This window comes from Novosphingobium sp. KCTC 2891, assembly GCF_025938155.1.
Classification (GTDB): Bacteria; Pseudomonadota; Alphaproteobacteria; order Sphingomonadales; family Sphingomonadaceae; genus Novosphingobium.
In genome coordinates, this window is the sequence record NZ_JAPCZG010000006.1 from 38800 (window position 1) to 53210 (window position 14411).

Below are 14411 nucleotides of genomic sequence, written 5' to 3' on the forward strand. Positions count from 1 at the left end.
TTCAGCTGCCGATCGAATCCACGATGCGGACGCCCTCGCCGTCGGCGGTCCAGGTGGCGTTGGCGTTGCGCAGGTGGAGCCGCCAGTGCGCCACCGCTTCCTCGACTGCGCTGGCCGCGATCAGTTCGACCAGCTTCTGGTAAGAGCGCAGGCCTGCGCGGTGGCTCTTCTGCCGTCCTTCGCTGGTGCGCGGATGGCGGATCTGGAAATCGCGCTGGTGCTTGCCCGCCAGATTGTTGAGCATCCGGCTGAGAAAGGTGAGCGTCTTCAGGCTGGTCGCGGCGACCAGCGCCTGGTGGAATACCTCGACCTTTTCGATGAAGGCGTCGTGCTCGCCCCGCGCCAGCAATTGCTCCATCGCGTCGAGCAGCGCGCGCAGGCCGGCCAGGGCGGCCTTGTCCGGGTCGGTCGCCAGCCAGCGCACCACCGCCGGTTCGATCGCCAGCCGCGCCTGGTAGAGATCGGAGATGGTCGTGCCCTGCGCTTCGAGCACGTAGCCGGCATAGCGCGATACCAGTTCGACCGAGGGCTTGTGCACCTTGGCCCCGGTTCGCGAGCCGCGCACGACGCTGATGAGCCCTTCGGCCTCCAGAATGCGGAATGCTTCACGCAGGGTCGGGCGGGAAATGCCGAGGCTGTCCATCAGCTGTCGTTCGGGCGGGAGCGCGTCGCCCTCGTTCAGCTCGCCGCGAACGATCTGCGCGCGGATCTTGTCGGCAACGATCTCGCTGGTCTTCGGCACGTGAATGCGGCCTGAGCCGACAATGTCGTCCGAACCGACCAGCAACATCACGCTATCCCCTTGACCCAGACCAACTTCATCGCAACATAGTGAACTTAGTTAAATATCAAAGTGGAAAATCCGTGCCGTGCCATCGTGATGCGGCAAAGGACTGCGGGATGTCAATTGTCGCACCGCGAAAGGGGGCGGGCGGGGTTCTGCCGGCGCCTGATCCCGGGACGCGAAAGGAACAGCAATGGAAATCGTGGCGAACGGCCTGGCCTTTCCCGAAGGCCCGGTGATCATGTCGGACGGGTCGGTGATCGTGGTCGAACTCGCGGCGGGCCGTATCACACGCTGCTGGAACGGGCGCAGCGAATGTATTGCGGAGGTTGGCGGCGGTCCGAACGGCGCCGCCATCGGGCCGGACGGGGCCTTGTGGATCTGCAACAGCGGCGGCATCGATCTCGCCCGGATGCAGAACGCGCGCGGGCCGGGTTGCGAGGGGCGGATCGAACGGCTGGACCTTGCCACCGGGCGGGTCGAGCGAGTCTATGACACCTGCGAGGGCATCCCGCTCGAAGCGCCCAACGACCTGGTGTTCGACGCCGACGGGCGCCTGTGGTTCACCGACCTTGGCAAGACCCACGACGGCATCCGCACGGCCAGCGGCCTGTTCTCCTGCCTTGCCGACGGCAACGAGATCGAGGCCGTGAACCGCCACGCCGTCAGCTACAACGGCGTGGGCCTGTCGCCCGACGGCAGCGCGGTCTATGTCGCCGACACGCATCAGGCGCGCCTGTGGCGCTACGACCGCAAGCCGGGGCCGCAGCGCCCGGTTTGGATAGCGACGGCGCCCGGGCCGAGCGGCTTCGACAGTCTGGCGGTGACGGCAGCCGGCAACATCTGCGTGGCAACGCTGCACACCGGCGGGATCACCACGGTGACCCCGTCCGGCGAAACCCGGCATCGCCCCTTCGACGATCCCTATGTGACCAACATCGCCTTCGGCGGGGCGGACATGCAGGATGCCTGGATCACCTTGTCGTCGCGCGGCCTGTTGGCCAAAGTGCGCTGGGACGAGCCGGGGCTGAAGCTGCACTTCAACGCCTGACCGCCTTGGCAGCGGTGCCGGCGGATCAGGCCGCCAACATCGCCTTTACTTCTCGCCGCAGCAGCTTGCCCATTTCATTGTAGGGCAGCGCGGCGACGAACAGCACGCGCTCGGGCACCCGGCTCGATCGCAGGCGCGCCCGGATCAGATCCTTCAGTTCGTCCTCTGCCGGCTGGTCGAAGCCGCCGCGCACCACCACCGCAAGGCCGACCGCTTCGCCCCACTCCGGATCGGGGATGGCGACGGCGGCGGCATCGGCGATGGCCGGATGGGTGAGCAGCACGTCCTCTATCTCTCCGGGCGAGATGTTCTCGCCGCCGCGCACGATCACGTCGTCTGCGCGGCCCGACAGGAACAAATAACCGTCCGCGTCGAGATAGCCGGCGTCGCGCGTCGGGAACCACCCATCCGCGTCGAGCGCGCTGCGTTCGCGGTACTGGCCCGAAACCTGGTCGCCGCGCACGTAGATCTCGCCTGGCTCCCCGGCTGGCAGGACGCGCCCGTCCTCGTCGCGGATCTCAAGTTCGATGGTGGGCAGCGGGATGCCGACCGAGGCAAGGCGCGCGCGCACGGCCGGATCGCCCGAGCGGTGCGCCGCGCGATGCTCCTGTGGCCCGAGCAGCGCGATGGTCGAACTGGTTTCGGTGAGACCATAGGCGTTGGTGAAGCCGGTTTCGGGAAACAGATCGAGCGCATGGCTGATCAGTTCGAGCGGCATCTTGCCCCCGCCGTAGGCGATCGACCTGAGCGAGGCGATGTCGGCGCGAACGCCCTTGTCGAGCGCGTGGATGATGCGGCCGAGCATGGTGGGCACGACGAAGGCGTTGGTGACGCGCTCGGCCTCGACCAGCTTGAGCCAGGCATCGGGCGCGAAGGCCGGCAGCATGACGATCCGGCGCTGCGCGTAGATCGACGAGGCGACCGCCGCGATGCCCGCGATGTGATAGGGCGGAACCGAGACGAGCGCGGATTCCGCCTCGTCCGCACCGCCGAACTCGACCGTGCCGAGGATGTACGAGACAAGGTTCGAGTGGCGCAGGATCGCGGCCTTGGGCGCGGCGGTAGTGCCGCTGGTGAACAGCTGCACAGCGACCCCCTCGCCCGGATCGTAGACCGCGTCAGTCGGCGCGCAGGCCTCCTGCACGGCGAGCGTGAATGCCGCCCGCGCATAGACGACATGGCCCTGATCCGCCGCGATACGGGCGAGGCGATCGGCATCACCGATCACCAGCGCAGGCGCGACCCGGCCGAGCAGCGCGGCAAGGTCGGCATCGGCCAAGCGGTAGTTGAGCGGGCAATAGGGCACGCCGGACAGCGCCGCGCCGAACAGCGCGATCACGCTCGCCTCGCTCGATTCATCGAGCAGGGCGACGAATTCGGCGCCGCTGTCGCGGATCAGTTCGCACGCGCCGCGTGCGGCGGCGAGAAGTTCGCCGTAAGTCCAACGCTTGCCGTCGCACACCAGCGCGACGCGATCGGCGGCAGCTTCGGCCGCCATTTCCAGAAGCAGGGCAATGTTCATGGGTCTGGGCCGGCCGATCAGTCCGAAGCGGGAAGCGGCTTGGCTTCCTTGAGCACGAGCGAGACGCCGCCGAGCGCGAGCGCGCCCTGCCCCGGCTTGACGCAAAGCAGTTCGACGGTGCCGGCGGCATCGACGTAGCGTTTGCCCATGACGGTGCCTCCAGCATGAGCCGGATCGAGCGGAACAGCCTCCGCAACCGTCTCTGCCAACGGCGCGCCGCCGCAGGTGAGCGTGCCGCCCCCGGCCCGGATCACCACGAATTCGCCATCACAGGCCGCGCTCTTCAAACGTGCACCAGGTTTCATAGCTTTGCTTCTCCTCTCCCGCATCGCGTCGCGGGGCAATCGCTGTCCGCCGATCTGCGGCCCCGCTACCATCCCGCCAGTTCGGCCGCACGGGCGCGATGGAGGGGCGGGCTGCCAAGCCACGCCCCATCGTGGAGCGCGCGTCGGAACCAGTAGTTCAGGCCATATTCCCACGTATAGCCGATGCCCCCGTGCGCGGCGACTGCAGCGCGCGCGGAACGGGTGTAGACATCGCACAAGTGCGCCTTGGCAACCGCGGCGGCATGGCTGGCATCGGGCAAGCCGGCATCCCACGCATAGGCCGCGTACCACAACAGCGCCCGCGCCGGCTCGACGTCCAGCGTCATGTGGGCCAACTGGTGCTTCAGCCCCTGAAAGCGGCCGATCGGCTGGCCGAACTGTTCGCGAGTCTTTGCGTAATCGACCGAGAGATCGGTGCAATGCTGCGCACCGCCCAGTGCGTCGGCGGCAATAAGCACCAGCGCGGCATCGCGCAGACGCTGCACCATCGGATCGCCGGCGGCAAACAGCGGATGCGCACCGGCGGTGCGGAATTGCACGCGCGAGACCGGGCGGCTGCGATCAGTCGAACGCTGCGGCTCGATGCCGACACCCTCGCCCGCCTCGACAAGGCGCAATCCGCCAGCGTCGTCGTCCGTCAGAAAGAGGTCGGCAGCGCGCGCGCAGGGGACAAGATCATGGTCCAGCGCGAGCGCCACGATGCGCTCGCCCGCGGCAATCGCAGGAAGCAAGGCGCGCGTCTGGGCATTGCCGCTGGCGGACACGGCAATCGCGGCAAGGATCTGCCCGATCAGCGGCCCCGGCGCGGCGGCCTCGCCCGCGATTTCGCAAACCAGCGCGGCTTCGAGCAGGCCCAGCCCGGCGCCGCCATCGGCTTCCGGCAAAGCCAGCCCCCCCACGCCCAGCGCCATCAGCGCGGCCCAGCAGGCCGGATCGAAATCGGCATCGGACTCCGCCAGCGCGTGAAGCTGCTCCATGCCCCAGCATTCGCGGAGCGTTCCGCGCACGGCGTCCTGGATGGCAATCTGTTCGGAGGTCAGGTGAAACCGCATCGGCTCAACGCTCCCCTGCCATGGCGAGATCGCGCGGCAAGCCGAGCCCGCGTTCGCCGATGATGTTGCGCTGGATGTTGGAGGCGCCGCCGGCAATCGAATTGCCGAGGCTGCCCATGATCTGGTCCAGCCACTTGTTGGGGCCCCGCCCTGCCCCTGTGCCAGCGCCCCGCGGCTCGGTCATCGCCGCGTCACCGATGAGATCCTGTGCCAGCAGCGCGATGTCGTGGCCGATCTCGGTCAGCAGCAGTTTCATCATCAACTGGATCGGCCCCGCATCGTCGCCCGCCGCCGCACAGGAAAACAGGCGGAAGCTGCTGTAGCGGTGCGACAGCACGCGGCCCTCGATCTGGGCCAGACGGTCGCGCACGACCGGATCGGCCAGCCGCCCGGTTTCGCGCGCGAGATCGACGAGCTTGCCAAACTGGCGACCAAGACCATCGGCGCTGCCGATGCTGGCCCGTTCGTGCTTGAGCGTGGTGCGGCTGACGAACCAGCCCTGCCCGCGCTCACCGACCTGCCAGCCAACCGGCGTTTCGGCGTTGTCGAAGTAGAATTCGCAGAAGGTGTGTGCGCCCTCCTCCCCGGTCATCTGACGGATGGGCCGGCGGGTAATGCCAGACTGGTCCAGATCGAGCAGGAGATAGGTGATGCCTTCGTGCTTGGGTGCATCGGGCTCGGTCCGCACGAGCATGAACATATGCGTGGCCTGCATACCCATGCTGGTCCAGATCTTCTGGCCATTGATGATCCAGCGCGAACCGTCTGGCGACAGTTCGGCCCGTGTGCGCACCGAGGCGAGGTCCGAGCCGGAACCGGGTTCGGAATAGCCCTGCCCCCAGATGTAATCGCCTTCGATGGTCTTGCGGATGAACAGTTCGCGCTGCTCTTCCGTGCCGCGTTCGAGCAGCGTGGGAACGGTCATGTTCACGCCGTTGCCGCCCACTTCCATGGGCGCGCGGGCACGGCCGAATTCCTCGCGGATGACTTGCGCGCGGATCACGTCGACCGGCTGCTCCGATCCACCGTAGATCCGGGGAACGGAACGGTAGAGATAACCCTGCTCCACCGCGAGGCGGCGGAACGCACGGACGAATTCCTTCAGTTCCGCACCACGACGGCCGGCCGGCTGCCACTCCCGACCAAGGAAGCCACGCACTTCCTTCCGGAAGGTTTCCGCCGTTTCGCCGTAACTCAGATCCATTGACGCAACTCTCCCGCGCACTCTTGCGCATGCCCCATCCTTATGCCTTACTTGTATTACTAGGTCAAACATGTTGAAGCAATTTTTGGAAGGATACGCTATGGGTGGAGACGCGACCGACCCCATGCCCGCATGCTATTTCGAGGCGATGGAAGACGGCTTCGTACCGACCCGCTTCGCGCATAGTCCGTGGGACCCGCGCGCCATTGCCGGCGGCCCGGTAAGCGCGCTGCTGGCAAGCGCCGCAGAAGATCCCGACCTTGACGAAGCGCTGGAAGTGGCGCGGTTCCAGGTGGATATCTTCGGCAAAGTGCCCCATCAGCCGCTCACCGTCGCGCGCGAGACGCTTCGCGATGGCCGGCAGACCAAGCTGCACCGCCTGACGTTGCAGGCCGATGGCCGGCCGGTGGCCCAGGCACATATCCTGCGGGTGCGCAGGCTGGAGACGCCCGCGTTCCCGGTGCCGGCAGCCTATCCGCACCCGGATGCAACACCCCAGACCGACACGCCGCGCGGGCTGCGAATGCGTGGCGGAATCGTGTTGCGCGAGGTCGCGGGCGGCCCCGGCAGGCCGGGCCGCGGCGTCGCCTGGCTGGCCATGAATGCACAAGTGATCGCAGGGCGCACGCCTTCTAACTTCGTCAAGGCGTGCCTCTTTGCCGACTTCGGCAACGGCTTTGGCAGCGCGACCGATGCCGCCGAATGGAGTTTCGCCAATCTCGACATCACGCTGCAGTTCCTGCGTGCTCCGCGGGGCGACTGGTTCCTGATCGATGCCGAGACACACATGGCCGGCAACGGCCACGGCACCGCGCACAGCATCTTTTCCGATGTCGACGGGGTCTACGCGCGGGGAATGCAGACCGTGTTCGTGGCGCCGGGCCACCTTGCCGCCACGCTGCCGCCATCGCGCCGCGCCGCGCAGTGACTGGATAGCGGGACCATATGGAAGGCCAGGGCCGAACCTGGGCGCGTGCCCAGGTCCGGCCCCACGGGCTGTGTCACTCCCCGCCCAGTTCCCAATGCCGCGCCATCATGCGCGCTGCAGTTTCAGCGAGATCCGCCGGCACTTCGGGATAGAGCGGCAGCGACCGCTCCTTGCTGGGCAGCGCGATGGTGGCCGTCGAGCGCACCGTCTCCTCGCCGCGCTGGTTGGTGAAGCGCACTGCGACCTCGACCAGATTCTGACCGTTCTCGACGCGCTTCGACAGCACTTCGCCGGTGACGCGCTGCACGTCGCCCATGTAGTTGAACTTGCGGATCTCGTCATGGACGCGCACGACGATGCCGTCATCCCCGGCCCAGTCGTTGAGATACTGCCACAGGAAGTTCTCGCGCATCACCCCGTAGTCGTAGGCCATCGGATTGCCGATCGCCTGCGACCACACCGGGTCCCAGTGCAGGCGCTGGGCAACGTCAGGAATGCCGTGCTCGTTCTTGACATAGAAGGCGGGGATCCGCTGGCGGTTCTTGTGCGCGCGGCGGTTGGCGGTGGGCGCATAGGGCGTGAAGCCATAGCCCGCCGCGTGGAAGCAGATCACGTCGGTGACGGTGAGCGGCCCCTTGACCTGAAGGCCGAGCACGTCACCCGCGTTGACGTCCTCGAACCAGCGCTTTTCGGCACCCTGCACCGCTTCGGCGGCATAGGCGTCCTCGATCGCCTGCCATTCCTCGTCGGTGTAGCTGGCGGGCTGAATGGCGGAATATTTCCCCTTCTTGACCGCGGTCTTGCGCTCGGTCAGCACGCGCAGCATGTCATAGGTGGCCACGACTTCGGCGCGCTGGTTCACCTTCACGCGGCGGCTGGTGATAATGACAGAGCGACCGGCGAACTCGGACTGCTTGACCTCGCAAGTAAGGTCGCCGCCGTAGCTGTAGATCGTGTCACCGGGACGGACCGGACGATAGAATCGGAATTCCGACCCTGACACGAAGACGTGAATGCCCTTGAACAGGCTTTTCTTGAGAGCCCTGACCTCGTCCGGCACGGGATCACCCTTCATCGGGCGGTTGATCTGGCCGACCATCATGCCCGGTGCGATCACCCCGCCCCAGCGCGTCTTCCGCGCGTAGGAGGGATCGGTGAACAGCGGATTGTCGTCGCCGCAGCCATAGGCCCAGTTGCGGATCGAATCTTCCGAGGCGGTCTGGACATATTCCGCACTCTTCATCGGCTCCCAGTGGCCGATGAGCTTGCGCTGGCGCTCGATATCGCTGTCGAGAATCTCGTAGGCGACGGCTTTCTGCCATTCGTCGCTCTGCTTGATATCGGGCTTGATGTCGGTCTTGGCGTCTTCCACGGCATTCCTCCTTGATCTAACTTGTATAACTAGGTAATAGATGCAGAGGAAGTAGACAAGAGGTTTGAACATGTCGGAAGTGCGGCGGATCAGCGACGCCTTGAAGATCCGTGCCAGCCACCAGGGGAACGAGATTGCGCACGATGGCATCACCCGTGCGATCACCTTCGCTGAATGGGACCGGGAAGCAGACGAGGTCGGCGGCGGCCTTGCCGCGGCAGGATTGCAGCCGGGGGACCGCGTGTTCCTGCCGATCAGCAATGCCCACGCGGTCGAAATGGCGATTGCGGTGTTCGCGGTGTTCCGCGCCGGCGGAATCGCCTGCCCGATCAACACCCGCCTCAGCCCCGCCGAAATCACGGACTTTGCCGAACTGACCGGTCCGCGCTGGTGCATCACCGACGTGCCGGAAGCCGTTGCCGGGCTGTCGCTCGCCGGATGCTGGCATGTCGATGCCATGCCGCGAAACATCGCCGCCCTTCCGGACCAGTCGATCCTCGATCCCGAGGCGGACGCCGAAATCCTTGGAACTTCCGGCACCACAGGCCGGATCAAGGGCGTGGTCGTTTCGCACCCCGACCTCATGAAGGGCGTGACCGGAACCAACATGGACCGTTCACGCTCGACGCTGAACGCCCTGCCCCTGACCGGATCGGGCGGCAATCTTGGCATCGTGATGCTGCCGGCGCGCGGCGGCGCAAAGGCGATCACGCAGCCCAAGTTCGATCCCAAGGGCTTTCTCGACCTGGTGCGCGAGAAAAAGCCCGAACTGGTATACCTCGTCCCGTCGATGCTGCGCCTGATCCTCGATCATCCGGACGTGGCCGACTATGACTTTGCCGGCGTGAAATACCTGATGACCGGCACCGCGCCGCTACCGCACGATTCCGTGGTGCGGGCGCTGGCGCTTTGGCCGCGCGTGCGGATGCGCAATTCCTACGGCATGTCCGAAGGCGGCATCGGGGTGGGCACGACAACGCGCGAGCAGGTGCTCAAGCCCGGCTGCGTCGGCAAGTTGCCCCCGCACATGCAACTGCGCGACGAGCAGGGCAACGTGATCACCGAGACGGGCGTGGTGGGCGAGATCTACGGCTTCCAGAAGCACGCGCGCCGATACTGGAACGATCCGGAGGCGACCGCAGCGAGCTTCATCGGCGGCTGGACGCGGACCGGCGACCTCGGCTTCATCGACGGCGACGGCGACCTGATCATGGCCGGCCGGTCGAAGGAACTGATCATCCGTGGCGGCTACAACATCACGCCGCTGGAAATCGAAACGGTGCTGCACCGGCATCCGGCGGTCCAGCAAGCCGCCGTCGTCGGGATCGACCACCCGGTGCTGGGCGAGGACATCGGCGCGGCGGTAACGCTGCGTCCGGGCGCTGCGGCAGACGAAGCCGCGATCATCGCGTTTTGCCGCGAGCATCTGGCCGACAACAAGGTGCCGCGCACCCTGCTGGTCCTGCCGGAAATGCCGCTCAATCCCAACGGCAAGATTCTGAAGAAAGCGCTCAAGCCCGTGATCGAACACGAAGCAGAAGCCCGGCGCACGCGCCGGGCAGGCTGAGCCGGCCAGGTTGATCGGGGCGACCGGACGGTGAGGGGACCGTCCGGCCGTCCCGGTCAGCGCAACTGATCGAAAGGCACGTCCTTGTCCATGCGCACTTCGCCGGGCATGCCCAGCACGCGCTCGGCGATCTGGTTCCGCAGCACTTCGTCGGCGCCGCCGGCAATGCGCATCACCGTCGAATAGATGTAGTCGTATTGCAGGTCGGGGGCGAAGCTGTCCTGCGGATCGGCGGCGATCGCGGCCGGCCCGCGCAGTTCCATGCCAAGGCCGCTGACCTTCTGGTAGCGCGAGGCATAGGCCAGCTTGACCATGCCAGCGAGCGCCCCCGGATCCTCACCGCGCGACACCATCGTGCGCAGGCGCGCCTGGAAGTGCCGCTCGCCCTGCTCCTCGGCCAGCGCTTCGGCAAGCTGGCGCCGCACGGCGGCATCTTCGAGCATCGTGCCGCCCACGCCGTCCGGCGTCGCGGCCGCGTAATCGAGCAGCGGCTCGACCTTGCTGCGGTGCGCGCCCGAGCCGAGGCGCTCGCCCATCAGCACGGTCATGCAGCACGCCCAGCCCTCGCCCGGCGCGCCGAGGCGGTTGGCATCGGGGATGCGGACGTCGGTGAGGAACGTCTCGTTGAATTCGCTGGCGCCCGAGATCTGGCGAATTGGGCGTGTCTCGATGCCGGGGGTCTTCATGTCGACCACGAAGAAGGTCAGGCCCTTGTGCTTGGGCACGGTGGGATCGGTGCGCACGACGAGGATGCCCCAGTCGGTCAGGTGCGCCCAGCTTGACCACACCTTCTGGCCGTTGACGATCCAGTCGCCCGAGCCGTCATCGGCGCGGACCGCGCGGGTGCGCAGGGCGGCGAGGTCGGACCCTGCCGCCGGTTCGGAAAAGAGCTGGCACCAGGTCATGTCGCCCTTGAGCGTAGGCTCGATGAAGCGGGCGCGCTGTTCGTCGGTGCCGTGGCGGGCGATGACCGGCAGCGCCATGCCGGTGCCGATCGAGGTAAACGGCCCCTTGGGCAGGTGGTAGCAGCCTTCCTCTTCGGCGAAGATCACAGCCTCGATACCGGAAAGACCACGACCGCCAAGCGCCTTGGGGAACGTCAGCCCCGACCAGCCGCCATCGAACAGTTCGCGCATCCACGCGCGGCCGCGATCGGCTTCCTCCTCTTCGGGCAGGCGGACGCCCTGCGGCATTTCGTGCGCGGGCGCATGGGCGGCGAGCCATTGGCGCGCCTCGGCGCGGAAAGCGGCTTCGGTAGGGGTATCGTTGAAATCCATGTCAGGCGGCCTTTGCTGCGGTGGCGGCGTGGGCGGCGATCAGGCGATCGGCCCAATAACCCTTGCTCCCGGCATTGAGGGCGAGCAGGCGTTCACGCCGGTAGTAGAAATGGCAGTTGGCCTCGAAAGTGTAGCCGATGCCGCCATGCACCTGCAGGTTCTCGCGCGCGGCGAGTTCGAACGCGCGCAGCGCGGTCAGGCGCGCGGCAGCGGCGGCGGCGGGAAGATCCTGCGGCGAGGAATCCGCCGCCCAGCCTGCGAACCAGGCATTCGACCGCGCCAGTTCGATGGCGAGAGCAACATCGGCCAGCTTGTGCTTGATCGCCTGATACCCGGCCAGCGGACGGCCGAACACCTGGCGCTCCTTCACATAGGCAAGCCCCATCGCAAGGCACGCCTCGGCCGCGCCGATGGCTTCGAACGCCACCTGCACGGCGATGCGATCAAGCAGCGTGGGGAGCAGGCCCGTGCCGGGCAGGACTTCAGTCTCGGCACCATCGAAGGCGAGCGCGAAGTGCGGGCGCAACTGGTCGAAGCTTTCAAGCCGGGTGCGGGTCACGCCCGGCTGGTCGAGCGGGACGAGCGCCAGCCCATCGCCCACCTGCACCACCGCGAGCGAGGCGATGCCGGCATCGGCGACCGGGGTCTTGGTGCCGTGCAGCTTTCCGCCGGACAGCGTGCTGGCGTGGCCGAACAGCGGCCCCGGCCCTTCGGTCGCGGCAAAGCAGGCGATGACCTCGCCCGAGGCGAGGCGGGGCAACCAGTGCGCCTTTTGCGTGTCTGAGCCGGCAAGGCGGATCGCTTCGGCGGCCATCACGATGGACGAGCTGAACGGCAGGCAGGCGTTGGCGCGGCCCAGTTCCTGCGACAGCACGCCGCAATCGAGCGCGCCCAATCCCAGTCCGCCGCAGGATTCCGGGATGGCAAGGCCAAGGAATCCCATTTCGGCCAGTTCCCGCCACAGCGGTTCGTCGCAGGCTGCGTCGCTATCGATCAGGTGGCGCAGATGGTCATAGGGCGTGCGCCGGGCGAGCAGACCCCGCGCCTGCTCGGCCAGCATCTTCTGTTCATCGGAAAGATCGAAGTCCATCGGCGTCCTCAAATGGCAAGCGGTTCGTACCAGGTCGTGGAAAGCGCGCCCATGGCATCGGCCATGATTGCTGTTTCGCGCACGGTGCGGGCGTGGCAGACCTGCAGTGCCGCCGAGAAATCGACGGAGCCGGCGTCTATCGCCGCCGCCAGTGCGCGGCGCGCGCCAGGGAGGTCCGACGGCGCAGCGGGCAACAGCGCACGGATGTCTGCCACTTCGGCAGCATCGTAGACGGCACCGTGGCTGAGCCGCATCCGCCAGAACTTGACCAGCCGCGCCAGCTCCTTGGCCTTGGCGGCGGCGCGCTGGTTGCCGGCGGCGGGCACGATCTCGTCGCGCAGGTCGGCCAGCGCGATCTCGAACGTGCGGTCGATCGGATCGACCGGGCAATCGGGCAGCGCGGGCGCCTTCAGCGCAATCCCCGCCAATTCGCCAAGCGAGCGGGCCATCACGCGCCGGTGCATCGTGCCGAACAACAGCGCGGTGCCCGTCACCCCGCCCCGCGCCACCTGTCCTGCCGACGCGACGGAGAACGACAGCTGGAAATAGAGGCGGTGGAAGCGCACGCGCGGCAGGTCAACGGGCACACCGCCCGCCGCCTCGTAGGCGCGGAACACGTCGGCGATCGGCACGAACGGCTGGATCAGGCTGCGCACCCAGATCTGTGCCAGATCCTCCATCGGATCGCCAAGGTGGCTCAATTCCCAATCGACCAGCGCTTCCACGCGGTTATCGACAAACAGGAAATTGCCCGGCCCGGCATCGCCGTGGAGCAGCACGGGAGGGCCGCGATCGGGCGGGATATTGGCCGCGAGCCAGACCAGCGCCAGTTGCAGCAGCGGGTCCGCCGCGCCGGCCAGATTGTCTTGCCGCCACTGGGCGATATTGGCCGCGATGCGCTGCGATGGCGGCTCTTGCGCATCGCCCAGCGGAGCCAGCGCGGGATCGGCCGCATCGATCCGGTGCAAGGCGGCGAGCTGCGCGACGAAATCGGCTGCCAGCGCGGCCGGGTCGGTCGCCTGCGCGAACCGGTCCTGCCCGGTGACGAATTCGCTGAGCAGGGCAAGGTGCGAGGGAAACGCCGCGACCAGCGGCGCGACGCGCACGCCGCCGCTCGCCAACGGTCCCGACAGCGCTCCCAGCACCGCCGTCTCGCGCTCGAAAAAGGCAAGCCGCGCCGGATCGCCCGCGCGTGCATCCCACGCAAGGTAGCAGGTCCGCTCCGCCCCGTCGGGTGACTGAAGGACCACTTCGGCGCCCTGCCGCGATGCCCCTCCTCCGCCGCGCGGCCGCTCTGCCGCGATGACATACCCGGTGCGCTGTTCTACCTGTTCCTTCAGCGCAGGCGGGATAACGCTTGCCATCAACATCCCCACTTATATAACTTCGTTAGACACCAATGGAACACACTGCCCTCGGGAGAGTCAAGCGTGCAGTACGAAACGATCCTTTTCGACGTGACCGACCACGTCGCCACCATCACCATCAACCGGCCCGAAGCGATGAACAGCTTCAATCGCCGGATGATGGATGAGTTCGAACACGTCTGGCACGAAGTCTCGTGGAACGACGACATCCATGTGAGCGTGCTGCGCGCCGCTCCGGGCCGGGCATTCTGCACCGGCGTGGATGTGAAGGGGGCGACCGGCCAGGGTGACGAGCGCCCCGCGGTGGACCTCGACAACATCTGGCATTGCTTCGATCCGGGCGACCAGCTTGGCCCCAAGTCTCAGAAATGCTGGAAGCCGATGATCTGCGCGGTGCACGGCATGGCGGCCGGCGGCGCGTTCTACTGGCTGAACGAGGCCGACATCATCATCGCGTCCGAGGATGCGACGTTCTTCGACCCGCACGTGACATATGGCATGACGAGCGCGCTGGAGCCGATCGGCATGACCTATCGCATGCCGTTGCAGGATGTTCTGCGCATGGTCCTGCTGGGCAACGACGAGCGGTTGAGCGCCGACTATGCGAAGTCGATCGGCCTTGTCAGCGAAGTGGTGCCGCTCGACCAGCTGTGGGATCGGGCACACGCGCTGGCGCTGCAGATCGCGGCCAAGCCGCCGGCAGCGATCCAGGGATCGGTCAAGGCGATCTGGACGAGCCTCGACATGCCGCGCTCGGTGGCACTGGCCAACGCCCTGAAGTACCCGCAGATCGGCAATCCGGTGGGCATCCCGCAGGTCGACCGTGCCGCGCTGATGGCCGACAAGGCCAAGAAGTTCACGCTGCGCTGAA

The 14411-nt window shown here is 67.0% G+C and carries 13 protein-coding genes; 4 read left to right on the top strand and 9 right to left on the bottom strand.

Going from position 1 to position 14411, the window contains the following annotated elements:
- Position 1 precedes the first annotated feature (1 nt).
- The gene (locus OLX02_RS12570) at positions 2-790 is read right to left on the bottom strand and encodes a FadR/GntR family transcriptional regulator (protein ID WP_264423346.1); all 789 of its coding nucleotides are present in this window, start codon (positions 788-790) and stop codon (positions 2-4) included.
- Positions 791-977: 187 nt separating this feature from the next.
- Here OLX02_RS12570 and OLX02_RS12575 point away from each other — a divergent pair, with 187 nt between their 5' ends.
- Complete coding sequence (locus tag OLX02_RS12575; protein WP_264423348.1) at positions 978-1835, top strand: SMP-30/gluconolactonase/LRE family protein; 858 nt, start codon at positions 978-980, stop codon at positions 1833-1835.
- 25 nt (positions 1836-1860) lie between these two features.
- Here the strand turns inward: OLX02_RS12575 and OLX02_RS12580 are convergent, their stop codons facing one another.
- The 4 genes from OLX02_RS12580 to OLX02_RS12595 form a co-directional block, all read right to left on the bottom strand.
- Complete coding sequence (locus tag OLX02_RS12580) at positions 1861-3357, bottom strand: class I adenylate-forming enzyme family protein (protein WP_264423350.1); 1497 nt, start codon at positions 3355-3357, stop codon at positions 1861-1863.
- A 17-nt stretch (positions 3358-3374) separates the two neighbouring features.
- Positions 3375-3662 (bottom strand): hypothetical protein, encoded by a 288-nt coding sequence (locus OLX02_RS12585; protein WP_264423352.1) that lies wholly within the window; start codon positions 3660-3662, stop codon positions 3375-3377.
- A gap of 65 nt (positions 3663-3727) precedes the next feature.
- A complete protein-coding gene (locus OLX02_RS12590; protein WP_264423354.1) occupies positions 3728-4735 on the bottom strand; it encodes an acyl-CoA dehydrogenase family protein in 1008 nt (335 codons plus the stop codon).
- Positions 4736-4739: 4 nt separating this feature from the next.
- On the bottom strand, positions 4740-5939 hold the full coding sequence (locus OLX02_RS12595; RefSeq protein WP_264423355.1) for an acyl-CoA dehydrogenase family protein: 1200 nt from the start codon (positions 5937-5939) through the stop codon (positions 4740-4742).
- A 100-nt stretch (positions 5940-6039) separates the two neighbouring features.
- On the opposite strand from OLX02_RS12595, the gene OLX02_RS12600 reads away from it, so the two are divergent.
- A complete protein-coding gene (locus tag OLX02_RS12600; protein WP_264423356.1) occupies positions 6040-6867 on the top strand; it encodes a thioesterase family protein in 828 nt (275 codons plus the stop codon).
- Between the two features lie 73 nt (positions 6868-6940).
- Here OLX02_RS12600 and OLX02_RS12605 read toward each other — a convergent pair whose 3' ends face one another.
- Positions 6941-8239, bottom strand: coding sequence for a MaoC family dehydratase N-terminal domain-containing protein (locus OLX02_RS12605; RefSeq protein ID WP_264423358.1), 1299 nt, complete (start codon positions 8237-8239; stop codon positions 6941-6943).
- A gap of 70 nt (positions 8240-8309) precedes the next feature.
- Between OLX02_RS12605 and OLX02_RS12610 the strand changes: the two genes are divergently transcribed.
- Entirely contained in the window at positions 8310-9806 is a 1497-nt protein-coding gene (locus OLX02_RS12610; protein ID WP_264423359.1) for a class I adenylate-forming enzyme family protein, read from the top strand.
- Positions 9807-9862: 56 nt separating this feature from the next.
- Here OLX02_RS12610 and OLX02_RS12615 read toward each other — a convergent pair whose 3' ends face one another.
- The 3 genes from OLX02_RS12615 to OLX02_RS12625 are packed head-to-tail and all read right to left on the bottom strand — an operon-like array spanning position 9863 to position 13537.
- Positions 9863-11083, bottom strand: coding sequence for an acyl-CoA dehydrogenase family protein (locus tag OLX02_RS12615; protein ID WP_264423361.1), 1221 nt, complete (start codon positions 11081-11083; stop codon positions 9863-9865).
- A gap of 1 nt (position 11084) precedes the next feature.
- The gene (locus OLX02_RS12620) at positions 11085-12173 is read right to left on the bottom strand and encodes an acyl-CoA dehydrogenase family protein (protein WP_264423363.1); all 1089 of its coding nucleotides are present in this window, start codon (positions 12171-12173) and stop codon (positions 11085-11087) included.
- Between the two features lie 8 nt (positions 12174-12181).
- The gene (locus OLX02_RS12625; RefSeq protein ID WP_264423365.1) at positions 12182-13537 is read right to left on the bottom strand and encodes a phosphotransferase family protein; all 1356 of its coding nucleotides are present in this window, start codon (positions 13535-13537) and stop codon (positions 12182-12184) included.
- 66 nt (positions 13538-13603) lie between these two features.
- Between OLX02_RS12625 and OLX02_RS12630 the strand changes: the two genes are divergently transcribed.
- Positions 13604-14410 carry an enoyl-CoA hydratase/isomerase family protein gene (locus tag OLX02_RS12630; protein ID WP_264423366.1) on the top strand — a complete coding sequence of 269 codons (807 nt, stop codon included), beginning with the start codon at positions 13604-13606 and terminating at the stop codon, positions 14408-14410.
- The last annotated feature ends 1 nt before the right edge of the window (position 14411 follow it).